Consider the following 15,250-nt stretch of genomic DNA (forward strand, 5'->3'; position numbering starts at 1 on the left):
TTCTCCCTTCCTTAAGACCGATGCAAGAAAAATTTCTCCGCATTGTCGTATCCGATATTTCGAACCATCCGCTCCAGGGACTTCATGTCATTTGGTACGAGCCCTTGCTCCGCCCAATCGCCGAGCAGATTGCACAAAATACGGCGGAAATACTCATGGCGGGCATAGGATAAGAAGCTGCGCGAGTCTGTCAGCATCCCGATAAAGTGGCTCAGCAAGCCGACGTTCGCCAGATCCTTCATTTGCTTCTCCATGCCGTCGATATGATCGTTGAACCACCAGCCGGAACCGAACTGGATTTTGCCAGGGACACCTTCCTCGTAAAAATTCCCCATCATGCCGGCCAGAACGGCGTTGTCTTTCGGATTCAGGTTAAACAGGACCGTTCTTGGCAGCGCATCCTCCTGGTCCAGTGCATCGAGAAAACGGGCAAGTCCTTGGGCCAGATTCGTTTCTCCAACGGAATCAAAGCCGGTGTCAGGGCCGATCAGCTCTTTCATTTTCGTATTGGTACTGCGAAGCGCGCCCATATGGAGCTGCATGACCCAGCCTTTGCCGGCGTACATTTTACCCAGCTCTTTGAGCATGAATGACCGGTAGGCCGCTATTTCGTCGTTGGTTAGCTGTTGTCCACTCAGGCGAATGTTGAAAATCTCCGCGACTTCTTCTTTGGAAGCTTCGATGTACTCCAGATGCGGAATATCATGGTCTGAAGCCCGACCACCATGCTCGGCAAAATAATCCACGCGGCTTTGCAGCGCCTGCAAAAACGCATCCAGCGAATGAATGGTCTGCCCGCTGACTACTCCCAATTTTCCGATCCAATCGGTGTACGTAGGACGTTCAATGAAAAGGGCGCCGTCCGGCCGGAATGTTGGCGCAATGATCGATTTGAAGGATTCTTCCTTGCCCAGCTTCTCATGATATTCCAGCGTGGACAGCGGGTCGTCCGTCGTGCCGATGAAATGGACCCTGGCTCTCTCAATCAGTGATCTTGGCAGGAATTCCGGCTGCTGCAGCTTCCGGTTGCACTCCTCCCAAATCTCGCTCGCCGTGTCCGGGCTTAATATTTTCTCGATCCCGAAGACGTTCTTCAGTTCCAGATGCGTCCAGTGATACAGCGGATTGCCAATCAGATGAGGCATTGTTTCCGCCCAAGCCTTGAACTTATCCCAGTCATCTGCATCGCCCGTAATATACTGCTCGCCGATGCCATGCATGCGCATCACGCGCCATTTATAGTGGTCCCCGCCCAGCCACAGTTGCGTAATGTTCCGGTAAGGCTGGTTCTCCCAGACCTCTTTCGGATCCAGGTGGCAGTGAAAATCGAAGATCGGCAGCTGTGACGCCGCGTTCTCATACAGTTGAACAGCCGTATCGGTGTTCAGCAAAAAGTTTTCATCCATGAAACGTTTCATCATCCATACTCTCCTCTCAAAAGAGCCGATTTCGTTCTGTAACCCTTTACATTATTTAATTTGTTTATTAAACTAACTAATTATAAGGGTAATTTACCAACTGCTATCGCATTTGTCAATCGATAATATTCGGCCGTATATCGGCTCTCTTATCCGCGTTAAAATGATATAATATTCGAATACGATATTCGTTCGCATGGGAGGATATGAATGATTACGGGTGATGCCTCATATATAAAAAAAATCAACCGGGCTTTGATTATTCGGGAGATTCTGAAGGAAGGAATGATCTCAAGAGCGGATCTTTCGAAGATCACGGCTCTGACGAAAGCAACCATTTCGGCCCAGGTGGCCGATCTGCTGGAGGAAGAGCTGATCGTCGAAACCCAGCTTGAGCACAGCGCCGTCGGTCGCAAGCCCATCATGCTCTCCTTGAACGGCGAGGCGGGATACGCACTCGGAATCGATCTGGATTATGGACAAGTCTCGTTCACGCTCTCGAATCTGTCCGGCGTCCCGGTGTCCTCGCAAACCGTCCAGCTCGAGACGGAAGAGTATGCGGACATTTTGAAGCTGCTCACTCAACAAATAACGGCTTATCAACAGAGATGCTCGGACAGCCGTTACGGCATGGTCGGCATCGTGATCGCCATTCACGGCCTCGTATCGACGGACGAGACCATTCAATACGTGCCCCGCTTCCAATGGGTGAACGTGGATTTGAAGGCCGATCTGGAAAAAGCCGTCGGCGCCGCCATCCATCTGGAGAACAACGCGAACCTCAGCGCTTTTGCCGAAAGAGCGTTCATACACCATCAAACCGATAATCTGCTGTGTGCTACGCTCTATTCCGGCATCGGACTCGGCATGATGATGGACAACAAATTTTTCCGCGGCCATGACGGATTCGCCGGCGAGATCGGCCATATGATTGTCGTTCCCGGAGGTAAGCCCTGCGCTTGCGGCAATCATGGTTGCTGGGAGAAATACGCCTCGGAGACCAGCGTGTTCGAGCAGTTGGCTGACAAAAAACAGCTGAACTTTGTCACCTATGAACAAGTGAAGCATTGGCTGGATGAGCAGGATGCGGATACGCTGGAAATTATGGAGGAGTTCATTTATTACCTGGCCATCGGTTTGAATAACATCATCAATATGTATAATCCGGAAGTCGTCGTGATCGAGAGCGAGCTGCTGCTCATGTACCCGGATTCCTTGCCAAAAATACACGATAGCCTCCATTCACGGATCAGCCATTACCGCGAATTGACCCTGTCGAGCATGGGACATACATCCTGTATCATGGGTGCCTGTGCGCTGGCCATATCCCGCTTCCTGGATGTGCCGGTGCTGAATTTGCAGTACGGAGATGAAGCTTAATCCTTCCGGTTATCGGATACGCCTTTGGGGTGAAGCCGGAGTGGCGGATCACGTTCCATGGAAAAACCGCATGAGACATGAAGACGACTGCCCCGTGTCTCACAAACAGAGGTCAGTCCCATGTGTTAAGCGGTTTTTTGGCGTTGCCCGTGAATAGGTCAATCCGCTGCTACTCTGCTACCTCCTCCGTCTCCCATACCGGGTTCCAGACGATTTCCCACAGGTGGCCGTCCGGGTCCATGAAGTGGCCGGAGTATCCTCCCCAGAACGTGTCGTGGGCGGGATATTTCTGGTAGCTCCCTCTTTTCTTTCTCGTGATGCCTATGACCTGTGGTATATCCACTCTTAGCAGAAGCCTCGGTTATATATCTGGAAAAAATGGTGATATAATAAAAGGGTTCAAGATGTCATTTCAGTCCATGTCAAGGAAGGAGAAACATTCATGAATACAACACAGCTCAATCGAATCCGTACGGGAAAAGGTTTTATCGCAGCTTTGGATCAAAGCGGCGGCAGTACGCCTAAAGCTCTGCTACAATACGGCGTTCAAGAGGACAGCTATTCCAGTGAAGAAGAAATGTACGGCGTGGTTCACGAAATGAGAACGCGCATTATCAAAAGCCCGGCATTCAGCTCCGAGCACATTTTGGGCGCGATTCTGTTCGAAAACACGATGGACCGCACCATTGACGGGGAATTCACCGCCGATTACCTATGGGAAAAGAAAGGCGTCGTGCCATTTCTAAAAGTCGATAAAGGTCTTGCCGAGCCGGAAGACGGCGTTCAGCTCATGAAGCCCATGCCGGATTTGGACGATCTCCTGAAGCGAGCGAACGAAAGACATATTTTCGGAACGAAAATGCGCTCGGTCATTAAGGAAGCCAATCCTGTCGGTATCAAAAAAGTCGTGGAGCAGCAGTTTGCCGTTGGCAAACAAATCGCTGCCATGGGTCTGGTACCCATCATCGAGCCTGAAGTCGATATTCACAGCGCGGACAAAGAGGCATCGGAAAAGCTTCTAAAAGAGGAAATAGTCTCCCAGCTATCAGCGCTCGCTCCAGACTTGCTCATCATGCTGAAGCTCTCCATTCCAACCGTCAACGATTTCTACAGCGATCTGATGAAGGATCCGCATGTGGTACGGATCGTGGCTTTATCCGGCGGATACTCGCAAGCGGAAGCGAACGACAAGCTTGCTAAGAACCATGGACTAATCGCCAGCTTCTCGCGGGCTTTATCGCAAGGGCTGAATGCCTCGCAAACAGAGGAAGAATTCAATGCCATGCTGTCGGAATCGGTTCAAGCCATCTATGAAGCATCCATTGAGTAGAATGTTACGGGGCAATAGCTCCATCATCATAAAAGCGGCCTCTCTCGCCTACATTAAAGCATAAAGACGAAAAGCTCGGCAAAGTAACGTCCAATGGATCCAATCATGACCTGGGAAAATAATACGCACCTAAAAGATCAGAAACCCTGCCTTTGTGAAGGCAGGGTTTCTGATGCTATTGATTGCTATTTGCGAATCTTCGCGTAAGAAGCCCGGGGAAATGGAGTCCGAATACGTGCTCAGGCTTTGCCTAAAGAAGCCTCGGCAGGAAGATGAGATGCTGCTACCCGATAGATCGACACTTTGTTGCCGATAATAGGTCCGGACTCCTCCCCATGGGCGGCATGCGTTCCATGGGAAGAGCCCCCGCTGTGCGGGGAACCATGACCATGAGCGAAATGGCCTCCGCCCGACTGCGAGTCCGTCGTCCGCCAAGCATGCGCGGAGCGGAAGTTATCGCTCGATGCCCAATCTTCAAAGTCCTCCTTGCGCTCCCACATCGTACATACGCGAATCTCCTCTTCTCCATCGGAAGTCCGTCCATGCAGCACATCCATGTGGATGAACCACTTGAACGTGTGCACCTGCTTCGACTCCCGCTCCCCCCATCAGGGCATACTGCAGCAAACAGATCCAGACGCGCTCCTTTTTCCAACAGCCATTTCAATCCTGGTATCTGCTTGTTAAATTCACTATAATACGAATAAGTAGCATGCATGAAATTAATATGTTTCCAAGGAGATATAGACAGTATCTATGACTAACAATTACGAACTATATAAAGTTTTCTATTGGGCTGCCAAAATGGGAAGCCTGACGCAAGCCGCCAAGGAACTCTATTTGACCCAGCCGAGCGTCAGCCATGCGATCAAGCAATTGGAAGAAAGGCTAATCTGCAGCAGGCGTTTCTATCTCGTACTGAGCAAAGCTATCCTTTCGATTGGGCCGAGTGGATGGCTTTTTAATGGTTATCTATTAGATTCGCGACAGTTAGGCTTCGGGTGAAACACTGCTGCTTAAAGGCAGCATGATCTCAAAGGTGGTTCCCACCTGCACCGCGCTATTGATGTTAATTTCACCTTTATGATCTCCAATGATTTTGTAGCACATCATGAGCCCAAGCCCCGTGCCCTTTTCTTTCGTCGTAAAAAACGGCTCTCCGAGCCGGGCAAACTGATTCTCGCCGATTCCGACGCCTTGGTCAACAAACCGGATTCTGGCCATTTCCTTTTTCACGCAAGCACAGATGGTAACGATTCCACCACCCGGCATCGCCTCGATCGCGTTTTTTAAAATGTTGACGAACACCTGCTTGATCTCCATGTCCGAGCACTCCACCAATGGAAAGGCATCCTCGATTTCTGTGACGATCTTAATGTTGTTCAGCGCGGCCTGGGTCTCCAATAAAGTGACGACGCCGTGCAGGATGCGAACCAGATCGTTTTTTTGAAACTTGGACTGTGACGGCTTGGCGATCAATAAAAACTCATTGACAATGCTGTTAATACGGTCGATCTCGGAAAGCATGATGTCATAATATTCGCCCTTGTCGACCCGCCCGGACTGCATGATTTGCAAAAAACCACGCAGCGATGTAAGCGGATTCCGAATCTCGTGCGCAAGCCCCGCAGCCAATTGGCCCACAGCGTTCAGCTTATCCGCTTTTCGGTAAAAATCCTCCATCTTCTTACGTTCGGAAATGTCTCGGGTAATGCCGGTTAAGGCGATGATATGGTCATCCGCGTCTCTGATGGGGGCTAACGTCATGAACACATGAATGGTTTCGCCGTCTTTTCGCGATCTAACGGTCTCCAAATGGATGCCTTTTTTCACGCTTTGCAGATGCCAGCAAATCTCCTCCATACGTTTTTCCAGGTGCGCAGGAAACATGGGGGCCTTTTTGCCAATCAGCTCAGCCTCGGACCATCCGTATATTTTCTCGAAAGCGTGGTTGATCCGGATGACTTTGCCTTCCGTATCCATAATGCAGATGCCGTCGACGGAGCTCTCGTACAAGGACTCCAGCAATTCCTTCGTTTCCCGCAGCTCTCGCTCGCTTTTCCTTCGTTCCGTAATGTCTACGCAGGAAGCGATCACTTCCACGACCTCTCCCTCTCGCCTGATCGGCCGCAGGGAAGCCACATAAGTCACACCCAGCAGCTCGCCTTCATAGCTCACGTCTTCCTTCCCTTGCCATGCTTCATTATAATAAGCTTCCTTTTCCGCCGCGTAATCTTCGTGAAGGAAATCCTTCAACTGGCTGCCCACCACTTCCTGGGGTGTTAATCCGATTTTTGCTAACAATTGACCCGCACAAAATGTATGTATGAAACGACCTTCGATTTTTTTGAATTTAAACGTCATACCTTGCTGCTCCAATAACATTCCCATTAATTCCTCATGAGAATATTCCACGAAGTCAATTAGCGGTCTCCCCATCTGCACACACTCCCACGGCGAATATAAATACATCCCACTTCATTCGACGAGCGAATGCAGGGCTCCTTCCGGAGAAAGAGTATGTCCATCAAAAACATGATGAATCGTAGATTTGAAGCACTTATCAAAGATAAGCATACACGGGAGAAGACAACAGTATTTCCGTTAGGGATTGTTCATCTAAATCAGCAGCAGAACGATATTATAAAATGGTTTATGTTCGTTGCGATGGTTATGTAGTCAGCCTTTTATAACATGGTAGCTAAGCTTCCTGAACAATTTTTTCTGTATCTTCACTTTCCTCCAATTGCGTATAGTACAGCGAATGATATCGACCACGGGCTAGAAGTAACGCATCATGCGTGCCTTGTTCAACAAGATTCCCGTTTTCCATAACTAAAATGAGATCTGCATTTTGAACCGTAGTAAGACGATGTGCAATGATCAGCGTTGTTTTTCCTACCATCAGCTTTGTTAAAGCATCCTGTACGATCTTCTCCGATTCATTATCTAAAGCTGCCGTCGCCTCATCTAATAGCAATATGGGTGCATCTCGTAAAATTGCTCTTGCTATGGCAATCCTTTGTTTTTGTCCACCCGACAACCGACTGCCACGCTCCCCGATCGCTGTATCAAAGCCTTCACTTAATTTCATAATAAAATCATAAGCATTTGCTTTCTTTGCTGCTGCAATAACGCTTGCCTCATCTGCCTCCAAGTTACCATCCAAAATATTATCTCTAATCGTTCCTGTGAAAAGAATTGTCTCTTGAGGAACAAGGGAGAAATAGTCTCGGTATTCCCTTAGGCCCATGGAGTCCCCGCTTCTATTATCAATTTCAATCCATCCACTTGTCGGAGAATACAACCCAAGCAATAATTTAAATAATGTAGACTTTCCTCCCCCACTACCACCTACTATGGCTATCGTCTGACCTGCCTTTACATGGAAGTGAACGTTTCTAAGAACCAAGTCTTCCTTAGAATTTGAATAAGAGAATCCAACATTAGATATCGTTAAAGACCTAAAAGATTTTGCACGCCCTTGTTCTGGAAGTGTTTCGTATTCCTTAGGTGCATCAATGATCTGAAAGATCCGCTCGGCACCCGCTAATGCTTGCTGCATATTTGACCAAAGCGCGGGTAGTATTGAAAACGGCTGAACAAGATAGTTCATAAGTTGAATGAATGCGAGCATAGCACCTACTTCCTGATATCGCATTTGCACTCCCTTGAACTTTCCCCTGACTCCGCTCGATTTCAGATATCGTTGTACTGTACTGCTGATATTGCTTTGAGATTTTCTTCTCTAGACCAAAAATTTTATATAAAACACTGGCGCTCAATACATCTTGCAAGAATGAGGTCGCCGAACCCATCGTTTCTTGCAGAATAATGCTCTTCTTACGCATCGCTTCACCGAATAGTTTCCCTACCAATATCATCAGCGGTCCTATTGAAATTGAAATCAAGGCGAGTGGCCAGTTAATGTTTAATAAATAAACGCACAAAGTGCTAGTAACGGATTTTTAAGAAGACCCATGATAATATTACCACTTGCTTCGCCCACAGCTTGATTATCACTTGTGAAACGGGCTAGCAATTCACCTGAATAATTCTTATCATAATACGATTGAGGTAATCTTAAGGCGTGATCTAATGTATCCAGCCGAATGTCGTTTCTTACCTTTAAAGATGCTTTTTGTTTGAAATATGTATCAGCATATGAGTTCAGGACCAAAAAAAATAAAATTCCAACAGCGATCAAAATCAAATTGGACCAAGCCTCAACTTCTCCTTTTACAGCAGCATTTGTTATCAGAGACAAAAACCAAGCGATAGAGAGTTCTAGAAAAGTACCTACCACCATTGTGATGATTAAACCAACATATAAAAGCTTATATCTGCTCATATACCTTAACAGCCGAATAAAAGAACTTTGTCTGCTCATGTCACACCTCTTTTATATAATCATTGCTTCCCGCCTTATAAGAAAGCGCAATCATTTTTATATTCCCCCCTCTCCATTAACTATAAGAGTAGTATAGTTAGCACATTTGTAATTAGTAAATATGTCATTTTTGATCATTTAACGGAGATTTATCCTCCAAAGTGATAAACTCCTTCCTTCTTTATATGACTTAATGTCATGGGAATTCATTCAAGCCCCTATGGTATAGCGATTACTATACGCTATGTAATTTTTGACTACTAGCACAAATAATAAAATTAAATATAGCTCCGGATCTTTCCCCACTGAAAGTACTGAACAGAATCCGGCCCATGGGCCACCGTATGAAGAGACGATCGTAAGTGCATGCCAGGACGCGGCAACGCAAAGAGGCGTTTTCGGTAATTCTTCTCCCGAAAACGCCTCTGGCATTACTGCTGTGCCCCGAATCCGCTGATGGAAAATGCAAATTCGTATACTCGGTTAGCATACAGCCTATGCTCCGAGTGCGGCTTAGACCCCCAGCTGTCGTCTCCGCCTACGCCCATTTGTTTGGACATGATCCGGATGACGGTTTTGTCCGGAGACGGCAGCTTATATGCATGATCGCTGGCTTCGATTTCAAGCGGCGTATACGGCAGCGCATTACATTCGAATGTGGATTGTCCCTCGAATCGCAGCCCCGTGCCGCGGCCATTCTCTACCGCCGCCCAACGGACCCCCGTTTTGTTTCCGCATTCCTGTGGACGGAGGTAAGGCACCCACTGATCCTTCACAAGCCCGGCGTACTTGCCGATCTTCGCCCCGGTGCCGCGGTCGGAGTACGTTTCGACCGGTCCTTTGCCATACCACCGGATACGTTCGAAGGTGCTCTCCATCGTGAACAGCATACCTACTTCCGGAATTTCCGGCAATCCTTCTCCCGGTGTCAGACTCATGCGCACATCGAGCGTTCCATCGCCATGAACCATGTACTCCAGGGCACAATAAGATTCAGGCACGGTCGGAAGAGCGTAGCGTACCGAGATGATGGCATGCAGCTCGGTCGACGTCGAAGCAAAGCTGAGAAGCCTGCGCTCTTGGCTTGCCTTGCGCCATATCCCACTGCGCTTCTCCAGGTTGTTTCCACGATCATTGTCAACCATGGCCCGCCAGAAGTTGGGACGCGGCGCTTCCGCGAACAGCTCGGCATCAGCGATGGCATAGGAGACCAGCTCGCCCGTGCTGGAATCGAAGGCTGCCTTGAATGCCTCGCCCGTAACGGTCAATACATTCCCTTCTGTTTCCACCGTGACCGTCTTGTCAGGGACGCAATGGCTCACCTTTGCAGTATGCTTGACTGGAAGGAGGAACTGCCCGAAGGCTACCTCATGTCCCTTTTCCGCCCAGACAGTGCTTTCCTTCAACAGAAAACGAACCGTTGCGATAAACTCATCTCCGGCAGAGCCGGCAGCTGCCGTTTCGAGAAGCCGAGCGGCGTCGATCGCGGCCGTTTCGCCCGGCGCAGCATCGAGATCTTCGCGGCCTTCGGCGACCACATCGCCGTTTTTCATAACGTTCCATATGCATTCGAATTCGGAAAGATTCGTAAACAAATAGCGATTCGTTACTCTTATGACTCCCTCCGCAAGCCCGCTTCCGTCAAAGCGGATGTTTTCGTAGCATTTTTTGACTTCAACGATTTTCGGAGAGAGCGAGCGGTCCGCGAAAATCAGACCATTCCCGCAGAAGGTGCCGTCATGCGGCGACTCGCCGAAATCGCCGCCATAAGCGAGATATTCTACGCCATCCTGGTTCTTCGTCCATATCGCCTGGTCGATCCAGTCCCAGATAAACCCGCCCTGTAGAACAGGATAACGGTCGAACAGCTCCCAATACGCGCTCAGCCCGCCGCAGGAATTGCCCATAGCATGGCTGTATTCGCATAAAATAAACGGTTTGGGCGGATGGTTGCTCGCGTATTTCTCGATCACATCGATGCTTGTGTACATATGGCTCTCGATATCGGATGCCGCATCGCTCTTCCGATGATGGAATACTCCCTCATAGTGGACAAGACGAGACGGGTCCGTCTCTTTGAAATACCGGTACATATGAAGGAAGTTATCGCCGCCGAACGATTCGTTGCCAAGCGACCAAATGACGATCGACGGATGGTTTTTGTCCCGTTCGTACATGGACTTGGCCCGGTCGAGCACATTTTCAAGCCATTCCGGTTTGCTGCCCGGAATCGTCTCCTCTTCCTCTTGCTGGCCGTAGCGCCACGTGCCATGCGTTTCCAGGTTTACCTCGTCGATGACGTACAAACCGTATTCGTCGCATAATTCGTACCATTGCGGGTGATTCGGATAATGAGAGGTCCGAACCGCATTAATGTTGTGCTCCTTCATGAACACGATATCCTGCACCATCTCTTCCAAACCGATCGCGCGGCCCTTGGACGGAGAAAACTCATGCCGGTTTACGCCCCTGAACTCTATCGTTTTCCCGTTGATTTTCATGAGGCCGTCTTTGATTTCGAAACGGCGGAAGCCTACCTTGCAGCTGACATACTGGATAGGCTGCCCGTGCTGATTTTTCAGCGAGACGACCAACGTATACAGATTCGGCTTTTCCGCGCTCCACAGCTCGGGTGATACGATATTGCCGGATAGCGCAGCCGTTTGCCCCGGCTCGAAGCCCATACTTAAGCTTTGCGATTTCGACTTCTCCCACACCGGCTCGCGGCGGTCATTGTACAACTGCATTTCAAGGGCGAATGCAACCTGCTGCCGTTCGCTGTAATGGTTGATCCGCGCGGTCACGGACAAGGCCCCGTTCCGGAAATCGTCTTCCAGTTCAGGCAATGCCTTAAAGTCATAGATATGGACATCGGGTGCCGTATATAGATAAACATCCCGGAAAATCCCGCTCAGCCGCCAAAAGTCCTGGTCCTCCAGCCAGCTCGCATCGCTCCAGCGGTAGACCTCAACGGCCAGCTTGTTCTCTCCCTTCACCATATAAGGCGTCAGATCGAAATCAGCGGGGGTAAAAGAATCCTCGCTGTATCCGACCAGTTCTCCGTTAAGCCACACATAAAATGCCGACTCGACGCCTTGGAAGCTGATATAGACCGGCTGTCCATCCCAATGCTCGGGGATCGTAAACGTACGCACATAAGAACCCACCGGATTGTATTTTGTTGGTGCAAAAGGAGGCTTCAATTCTTCCTGCTCCATCCAGGGATAGCGCACATTGGTGTATTGAGGATAATCATAGCCATGAAGCTGCCAATGCGCTGGCACGGGAATGTCCTCCCAATCGCTGGTATCGTAATCCTCTTCATAAAAGCCGGCGATCCGCTTGTCCGGATTCTCCGCCCATGCAAATTTCCAAAGTCCGTTTAAGCTGTGATAGCTGCCGGATTCCTCGAATTTCCCGTCCAACGCTTCCTCCAAACTGTCATACGATATGAATGTCGCATGCGCTTCCATTCGGTTCAGTTGAAAAATGTCAGGATTGTTATTCCATTCAGGATACCCGTTAGCCGGAGAGGTATAAATCCATTTTGTCTTACCCACAGACAGGTCACTCCAATCCGCAATATAGTATAATTATATTCACATTATAGAATTGTCGTTTCTCTCTTTTCCATAAAACAATTTTCATCATATTTAAAAATATGAAAGTGTGGTTTCGTTCAATATGGATATTATTCGCTTTTGTCATCTCAGCGATATGGATAAACGGCTCCCCGTTTACGTCACGATGACGGGACAATGGGACCATCAGGAACCCGTGCATCGTCCGGACGGTTTCGCTTATTATCAATGGCTATTGATTCTATCGGGTGAAGGCATTCTTGATGTGGACGGCTGTGTGTATAACGTTAAAGCAGGGCAGGCCATATGCCTCTTCCCCGGCGTCCCCCACCGCTATCATGCCGTCGACAAGCCTTGGAAACTCATGTTCATTTCTATGGATGGAAGCCTGTGCGCCCCGCTGCTGAAGCAAGCGGGAATTACCCTTTCCCATGTCTATACGGTCCTGAACGTTGAAAAAATGAAAACGGACATTTCACGGTTGATTACATCGGCAGGCTCCTCCGACAGCTTTACCGGTGCGGAATGCTCGAAATGGCTATATTCCTTTCTTCTCGATCTGCCGAGGCACATATATCCAAACCAACATACGCAGCATTTCGAGCGGCTTCAGCCGGTGGTGCGATATATCAGGCAGCATTGCCATCTACCGCTGACCATCCAGCTTTTAGCCGAACAAGCGCATGTGACGCCCCAGTACCTATGCATGCTGTTCCAAAAGGCATTTCACATGAGACCCATGGAATACGTCAACCGGGAGCGCATTTATATCAGCAAGGAATTGATCGCCCTGGAGCCCCATTTACAAATTCAGGAGATCGCAAGAAGATCCGGATTCGAGCATACCAGCTACTTTTGCACGGTGTTCAAGCGCCTCGAAGGACTCACGCCCCAGCAATTCAAACAATCCTATTTTCTATAGCGCCGACGATTCCGCCTGGCTCCTGCCTTGCGACCGTAATGCGGTCGGATCCCTAGAACTAAAACGCCCTATCCCAGCTCAGAAAAACCCGGACGTGCCGAAGCCCGCCGGGTTTTTCTTTTACATATGAATGATTCATGGCATAAACCTGTTTACTCAACCTACCCGCGGATACTCAAACATCGGTTCATCCATCCACTGAAATGATTGAAAAGCGTAAAATGCTCAGGTCCGGCCTCCTGTCTACGGATTTTTAACGAGCTCGATATCGTCTCCGTATGCCGCGGCGCTGCCTGAAGGTTTATAGACATAGATCGTGGCCGTCATATTGCTTGAGCCTGTCGTAAACGTAACCTCGCCTTGCGAATAGCTCGTGGTGCTGATCGCCGCGTATTTCTCCGCTCCCCCGTAATTCTTGACGCCGATGCGTATAGGCTGGCTGCCATCCGCAGTTTTGGCATAGCCCTTCAGCGTATACGTCGTATTCGGGGCCAGCTGAACGATTTGCTCTGCTGATCCCGGTCCTCCTGCAAGCTGAACGGCATAGGTTCCGCTCCTTGCGTTTCCGCTCGTGACGCTTGCGGTATTCCAGTTATACCACGGGGTCAGGCTGCCCTGTTCGAAGCCGCCGTTAACGACCAGATTGGCCGGCGCTGGAACCCCTGTTCCGTTATAAGCTCCGCGGTTAGGAGCAGCTGCGGACGGGACAGCGTTGCCCCAATAATCTTTCCCGCCGTTGTCTGGAATAATCACACCCGATCCGATGGCAGGCGATCCTTGAACGAGCGCGTATCCATCCACCGAATTTCGTCCGGTTCCTCCGCCGCCCGCTGCCGCGAGGCTCGGATTTTGCGTTGATTTGTTGGCATCCGCAGGCTCGCCGGCGGTGTGGGCTCCATAAATCGTATTGGTGTTGAAATCGAGACTGGCGATATTGGACATGCCCTGCCAGCTTCCAGCTCCTTGCAGCATCCAGATATTATTGCGGAACGAAATCGACTGGGTGTACCCGCCCCAGCTGTTAGCGTATATCGGGCTGGTTGAGCTTCCGGCAGGAAGGTAAACCGTATTGTTGTAGACTTGTGTATTCGTCGTCGGCCCGGCCAATTGGAATATCCGGGCGTGATCATTCTGGCTGATATTGTACCTTACGATGCCTCCGTCGTTTTTCGCACCCGCAGGCTGGCAGATCAGAATAAAACCGCCGTCATTGTCATGGCTGTAATTGTACTGGACGATCGTCCCCGTCTGACCGTAATCAATATCAAAGCCTTGGCCGTCCTGGCTGGTATGTCCGTTGAACGCTTCGTTGTATTGAATGACCGTATGATCAGCGTTCCATGCCCAGATACCTGCGTTCACCGTACCCGACCTTATATTGAAGCCGTTGACCGTATTATACTGAACCACGGCGCCTTCCGTTGCCATCGGCACGATGCCGTCGCCGCCCACGTCCGTGACGTAATTGTTGGATATCATGACGTTCGTGCTGGGATACCAGTTATAAGTTCCCGAACAGCCACTGTCCTGACGGCACCAATAATCCGAATTGATATCAATGCCGGTCCGGTCCACCCGCGGCCCCACGGTATTCCCGTCGATCAGGATGTTCTGATAATTAGACTTCACGGAACCGGCGATGGTGCGAATCTTAATACCGGAGCTGCCGTTTCCGTCCTTCACATTGTTACCGTATACGTCATGTACGTTATTTCCGATCAAGTGAATATGATTCAGAGTACCGCCGTCCTGATTGACGACGTAAATTCCGTTTCTCCGGGAGCTTGCGCCGTTACTATTGGTAATCTCCAATTGACGGATCTCCCAATATTGCTGGTTGGAAAGATAGACGGCCGCTTCATTGCCGTTGCCGTTGATGAGCGGCATGCCGCCCGATCCATAGCTGTCGATCACGATTGGCAAGCCGTCTGCACCGCTGCCCTTAGGCCATAATGTCCCCGTCCAGGAGCCGCCCTTCTTGAACAGAATCTGGTCTCCCGGCTGGAAAGTTACCCCGTTTACTTTGGTCAAGGTTTTCCAGGCTGCCGTCTCCCCCGTGCCGGAGTTCGCATCATTGCCACTCACCGAGTCCACATAGTACGTTGCGGCGGACGCGGATACCGCGAACAAGGCACCTCCGCACAAAAACATCAATACCGTCATGCAAAAGCTTCTAAACAATCCCCATTTCATCAATGATCACTCCTACTCTGGTTTCATCGGTTCATG

At 49.7% G+C, this 15,250-nt stretch carries 9 protein-coding genes and 3 pseudogenes; 4 read left to right on the top strand and 8 right to left on the bottom strand.

Features of this window, described 5'->3' with window-relative positions; translation table 11 throughout:
- Positions 1-11: 11 nt before the first annotated feature.
- On the bottom strand, positions 12-1,418 hold the full coding sequence (gene uxaC, locus GRF59_RS09950; RefSeq protein WP_160497415.1) for a glucuronate isomerase: 1,407 nt from the start codon (positions 1,416-1,418) through the stop codon (positions 12-14).
- 210 nt (positions 1,419-1,628) lie between these two features.
- Here uxaC and GRF59_RS09955 point away from each other — a divergent pair, with 210 nt between their 5' ends.
- The gene (locus tag GRF59_RS09955; RefSeq protein ID WP_160497416.1) at positions 1,629-2,798 is read left to right on the top strand and encodes an ROK family transcriptional regulator; all 1,170 of its coding nucleotides are present in this window, start codon (positions 1,629-1,631) and stop codon (positions 2,796-2,798) included.
- A gap of 442 nt (positions 2,799-3,240) precedes the next feature.
- The gene (locus GRF59_RS09965; RefSeq protein ID WP_160497417.1) at positions 3,241-4,128 is read left to right on the top strand and encodes a fructose bisphosphate aldolase; all 888 of its coding nucleotides are present in this window, start codon (positions 3,241-3,243) and stop codon (positions 4,126-4,128) included.
- A 239-nt stretch (positions 4,129-4,367) separates the two neighbouring features.
- Here the strand turns inward: GRF59_RS09965 and GRF59_RS09970 are convergent, their stop codons facing one another.
- Positions 4,368-4,712, bottom strand: a complete 345-nt coding sequence (locus GRF59_RS09970) for an antibiotic biosynthesis monooxygenase (protein WP_160497418.1) — start codon at positions 4,710-4,712, stop codon at positions 4,368-4,370.
- A 172-nt stretch (positions 4,713-4,884) separates the two neighbouring features.
- On the opposite strand from GRF59_RS09970, the pseudogene GRF59_RS09975 reads away from it, so the two are divergent.
- Positions 4,885-5,013: pseudogene (locus tag GRF59_RS09975) on the top strand (helix-turn-helix domain-containing protein); the annotation flags it as partial.
- A 105-nt stretch (positions 5,014-5,118) separates the two neighbouring features.
- Here the strand turns inward: GRF59_RS09975 and GRF59_RS09980 are convergent.
- From GRF59_RS09980 to lacZ, 5 genes and pseudogenes are all read right to left on the bottom strand, one after another.
- On the bottom strand, positions 5,119-6,567 hold the full coding sequence (locus GRF59_RS09980; protein WP_160497419.1) for a PAS domain-containing sensor histidine kinase: 1,449 nt from the start codon (positions 6,565-6,567) through the stop codon (positions 5,119-5,121).
- A gap of 262 nt (positions 6,568-6,829) precedes the next feature.
- Positions 6,830-7,765, bottom strand: a complete 936-nt coding sequence (locus GRF59_RS09985; RefSeq protein ID WP_237391699.1) for an ABC transporter ATP-binding protein — start codon at positions 7,763-7,765, stop codon at positions 6,830-6,832.
- Positions 7,647-8,518 (bottom strand): annotated as a pseudogene (locus GRF59_RS30255) (ABC transporter transmembrane domain-containing protein). Before GRF59_RS30255 ends, GRF59_RS09985 begins: the two are co-directional and overlap by 119 nt.
- 290 nt (positions 8,519-8,808) lie before the next feature.
- Positions 8,809-8,901 (bottom strand): annotated as a pseudogene (locus GRF59_RS30260) (beta-galactosidase); the annotation flags it as partial.
- A 48-nt stretch (positions 8,902-8,949) separates the two neighbouring features.
- The gene (gene lacZ / locus GRF59_RS10005; RefSeq protein WP_341480038.1) at positions 8,950-12,078 is read right to left on the bottom strand and encodes a beta-galactosidase, LacZ type; all 3,129 of its coding nucleotides are present in this window, start codon (positions 12,076-12,078) and stop codon (positions 8,950-8,952) included.
- 187 nt (positions 12,079-12,265) lie between these two features.
- On the opposite strand from lacZ, the gene GRF59_RS10010 reads away from it, so the two are divergent.
- The gene (locus tag GRF59_RS10010; RefSeq protein WP_237391700.1) at positions 12,266-13,021 is read left to right on the top strand and encodes an AraC family transcriptional regulator; all 756 of its coding nucleotides are present in this window, start codon (positions 12,266-12,268) and stop codon (positions 13,019-13,021) included.
- 243 nt (positions 13,022-13,264) lie between these two features.
- Here GRF59_RS10010 and GRF59_RS10015 read toward each other — a convergent pair whose 3' ends face one another.
- A complete protein-coding gene (locus GRF59_RS10015; RefSeq protein WP_160497425.1) occupies positions 13,265-15,214 on the bottom strand; it encodes a carbohydrate binding domain-containing protein in 1,950 nt (649 codons plus the stop codon).
- Positions 15,215-15,250 lie beyond the last annotated feature (36 nt).

It is taken from the genome of Paenibacillus dendrobii, assembly GCF_009807035.1.
GTDB classification, from domain to species: Bacteria; Bacillota; Bacilli; order Paenibacillales; family Paenibacillaceae; genus Paenibacillus_AQ; species Paenibacillus_AQ dendrobii.

What these genes read in the sequence shown, in the direction of transcription:
- uxaC (WP_160497415.1), bottom strand. Translation starts at nt 1,418, where the DNA reads ATGAAACGTTTCATGGATGAAAACTTTTTGCTGAACACCGATACGGCT.
- GRF59_RS09955 (WP_160497416.1), top strand. Translation starts at nt 1,629, where the DNA reads ATGATTACGGGTGATGCCTCATATATAAAAAAAATCAACCGGGCTTTG.
- GRF59_RS09965 (WP_160497417.1), top strand. Translation starts at nt 3,241, where the DNA reads ATGAATACAACACAGCTCAATCGAATCCGTACGGGAAAAGGTTTTATC.
- GRF59_RS09980 (WP_160497419.1), bottom strand. Translation starts at nt 6,567, where the DNA reads ATGGGGAGACCGCTAATTGACTTCGTGGAATATTCTCATGAGGAATTA.
- GRF59_RS09985 (WP_237391699.1), bottom strand. Translation starts at nt 7,765, where the DNA reads ATGCTCGCATTCATTCAACTTATGAACTATCTTGTTCAGCCGTTTTCA.
- GRF59_RS10010 (WP_237391700.1), top strand. Translation starts at nt 12,266, where the DNA reads ATGACGGGACAATGGGACCATCAGGAACCCGTGCATCGTCCGGACGGT.
- GRF59_RS10015 (WP_160497425.1), bottom strand. Translation starts at nt 15,214, where the DNA reads ATGAAATGGGGATTGTTTAGAAGCTTTTGCATGACGGTATTGATGTTT.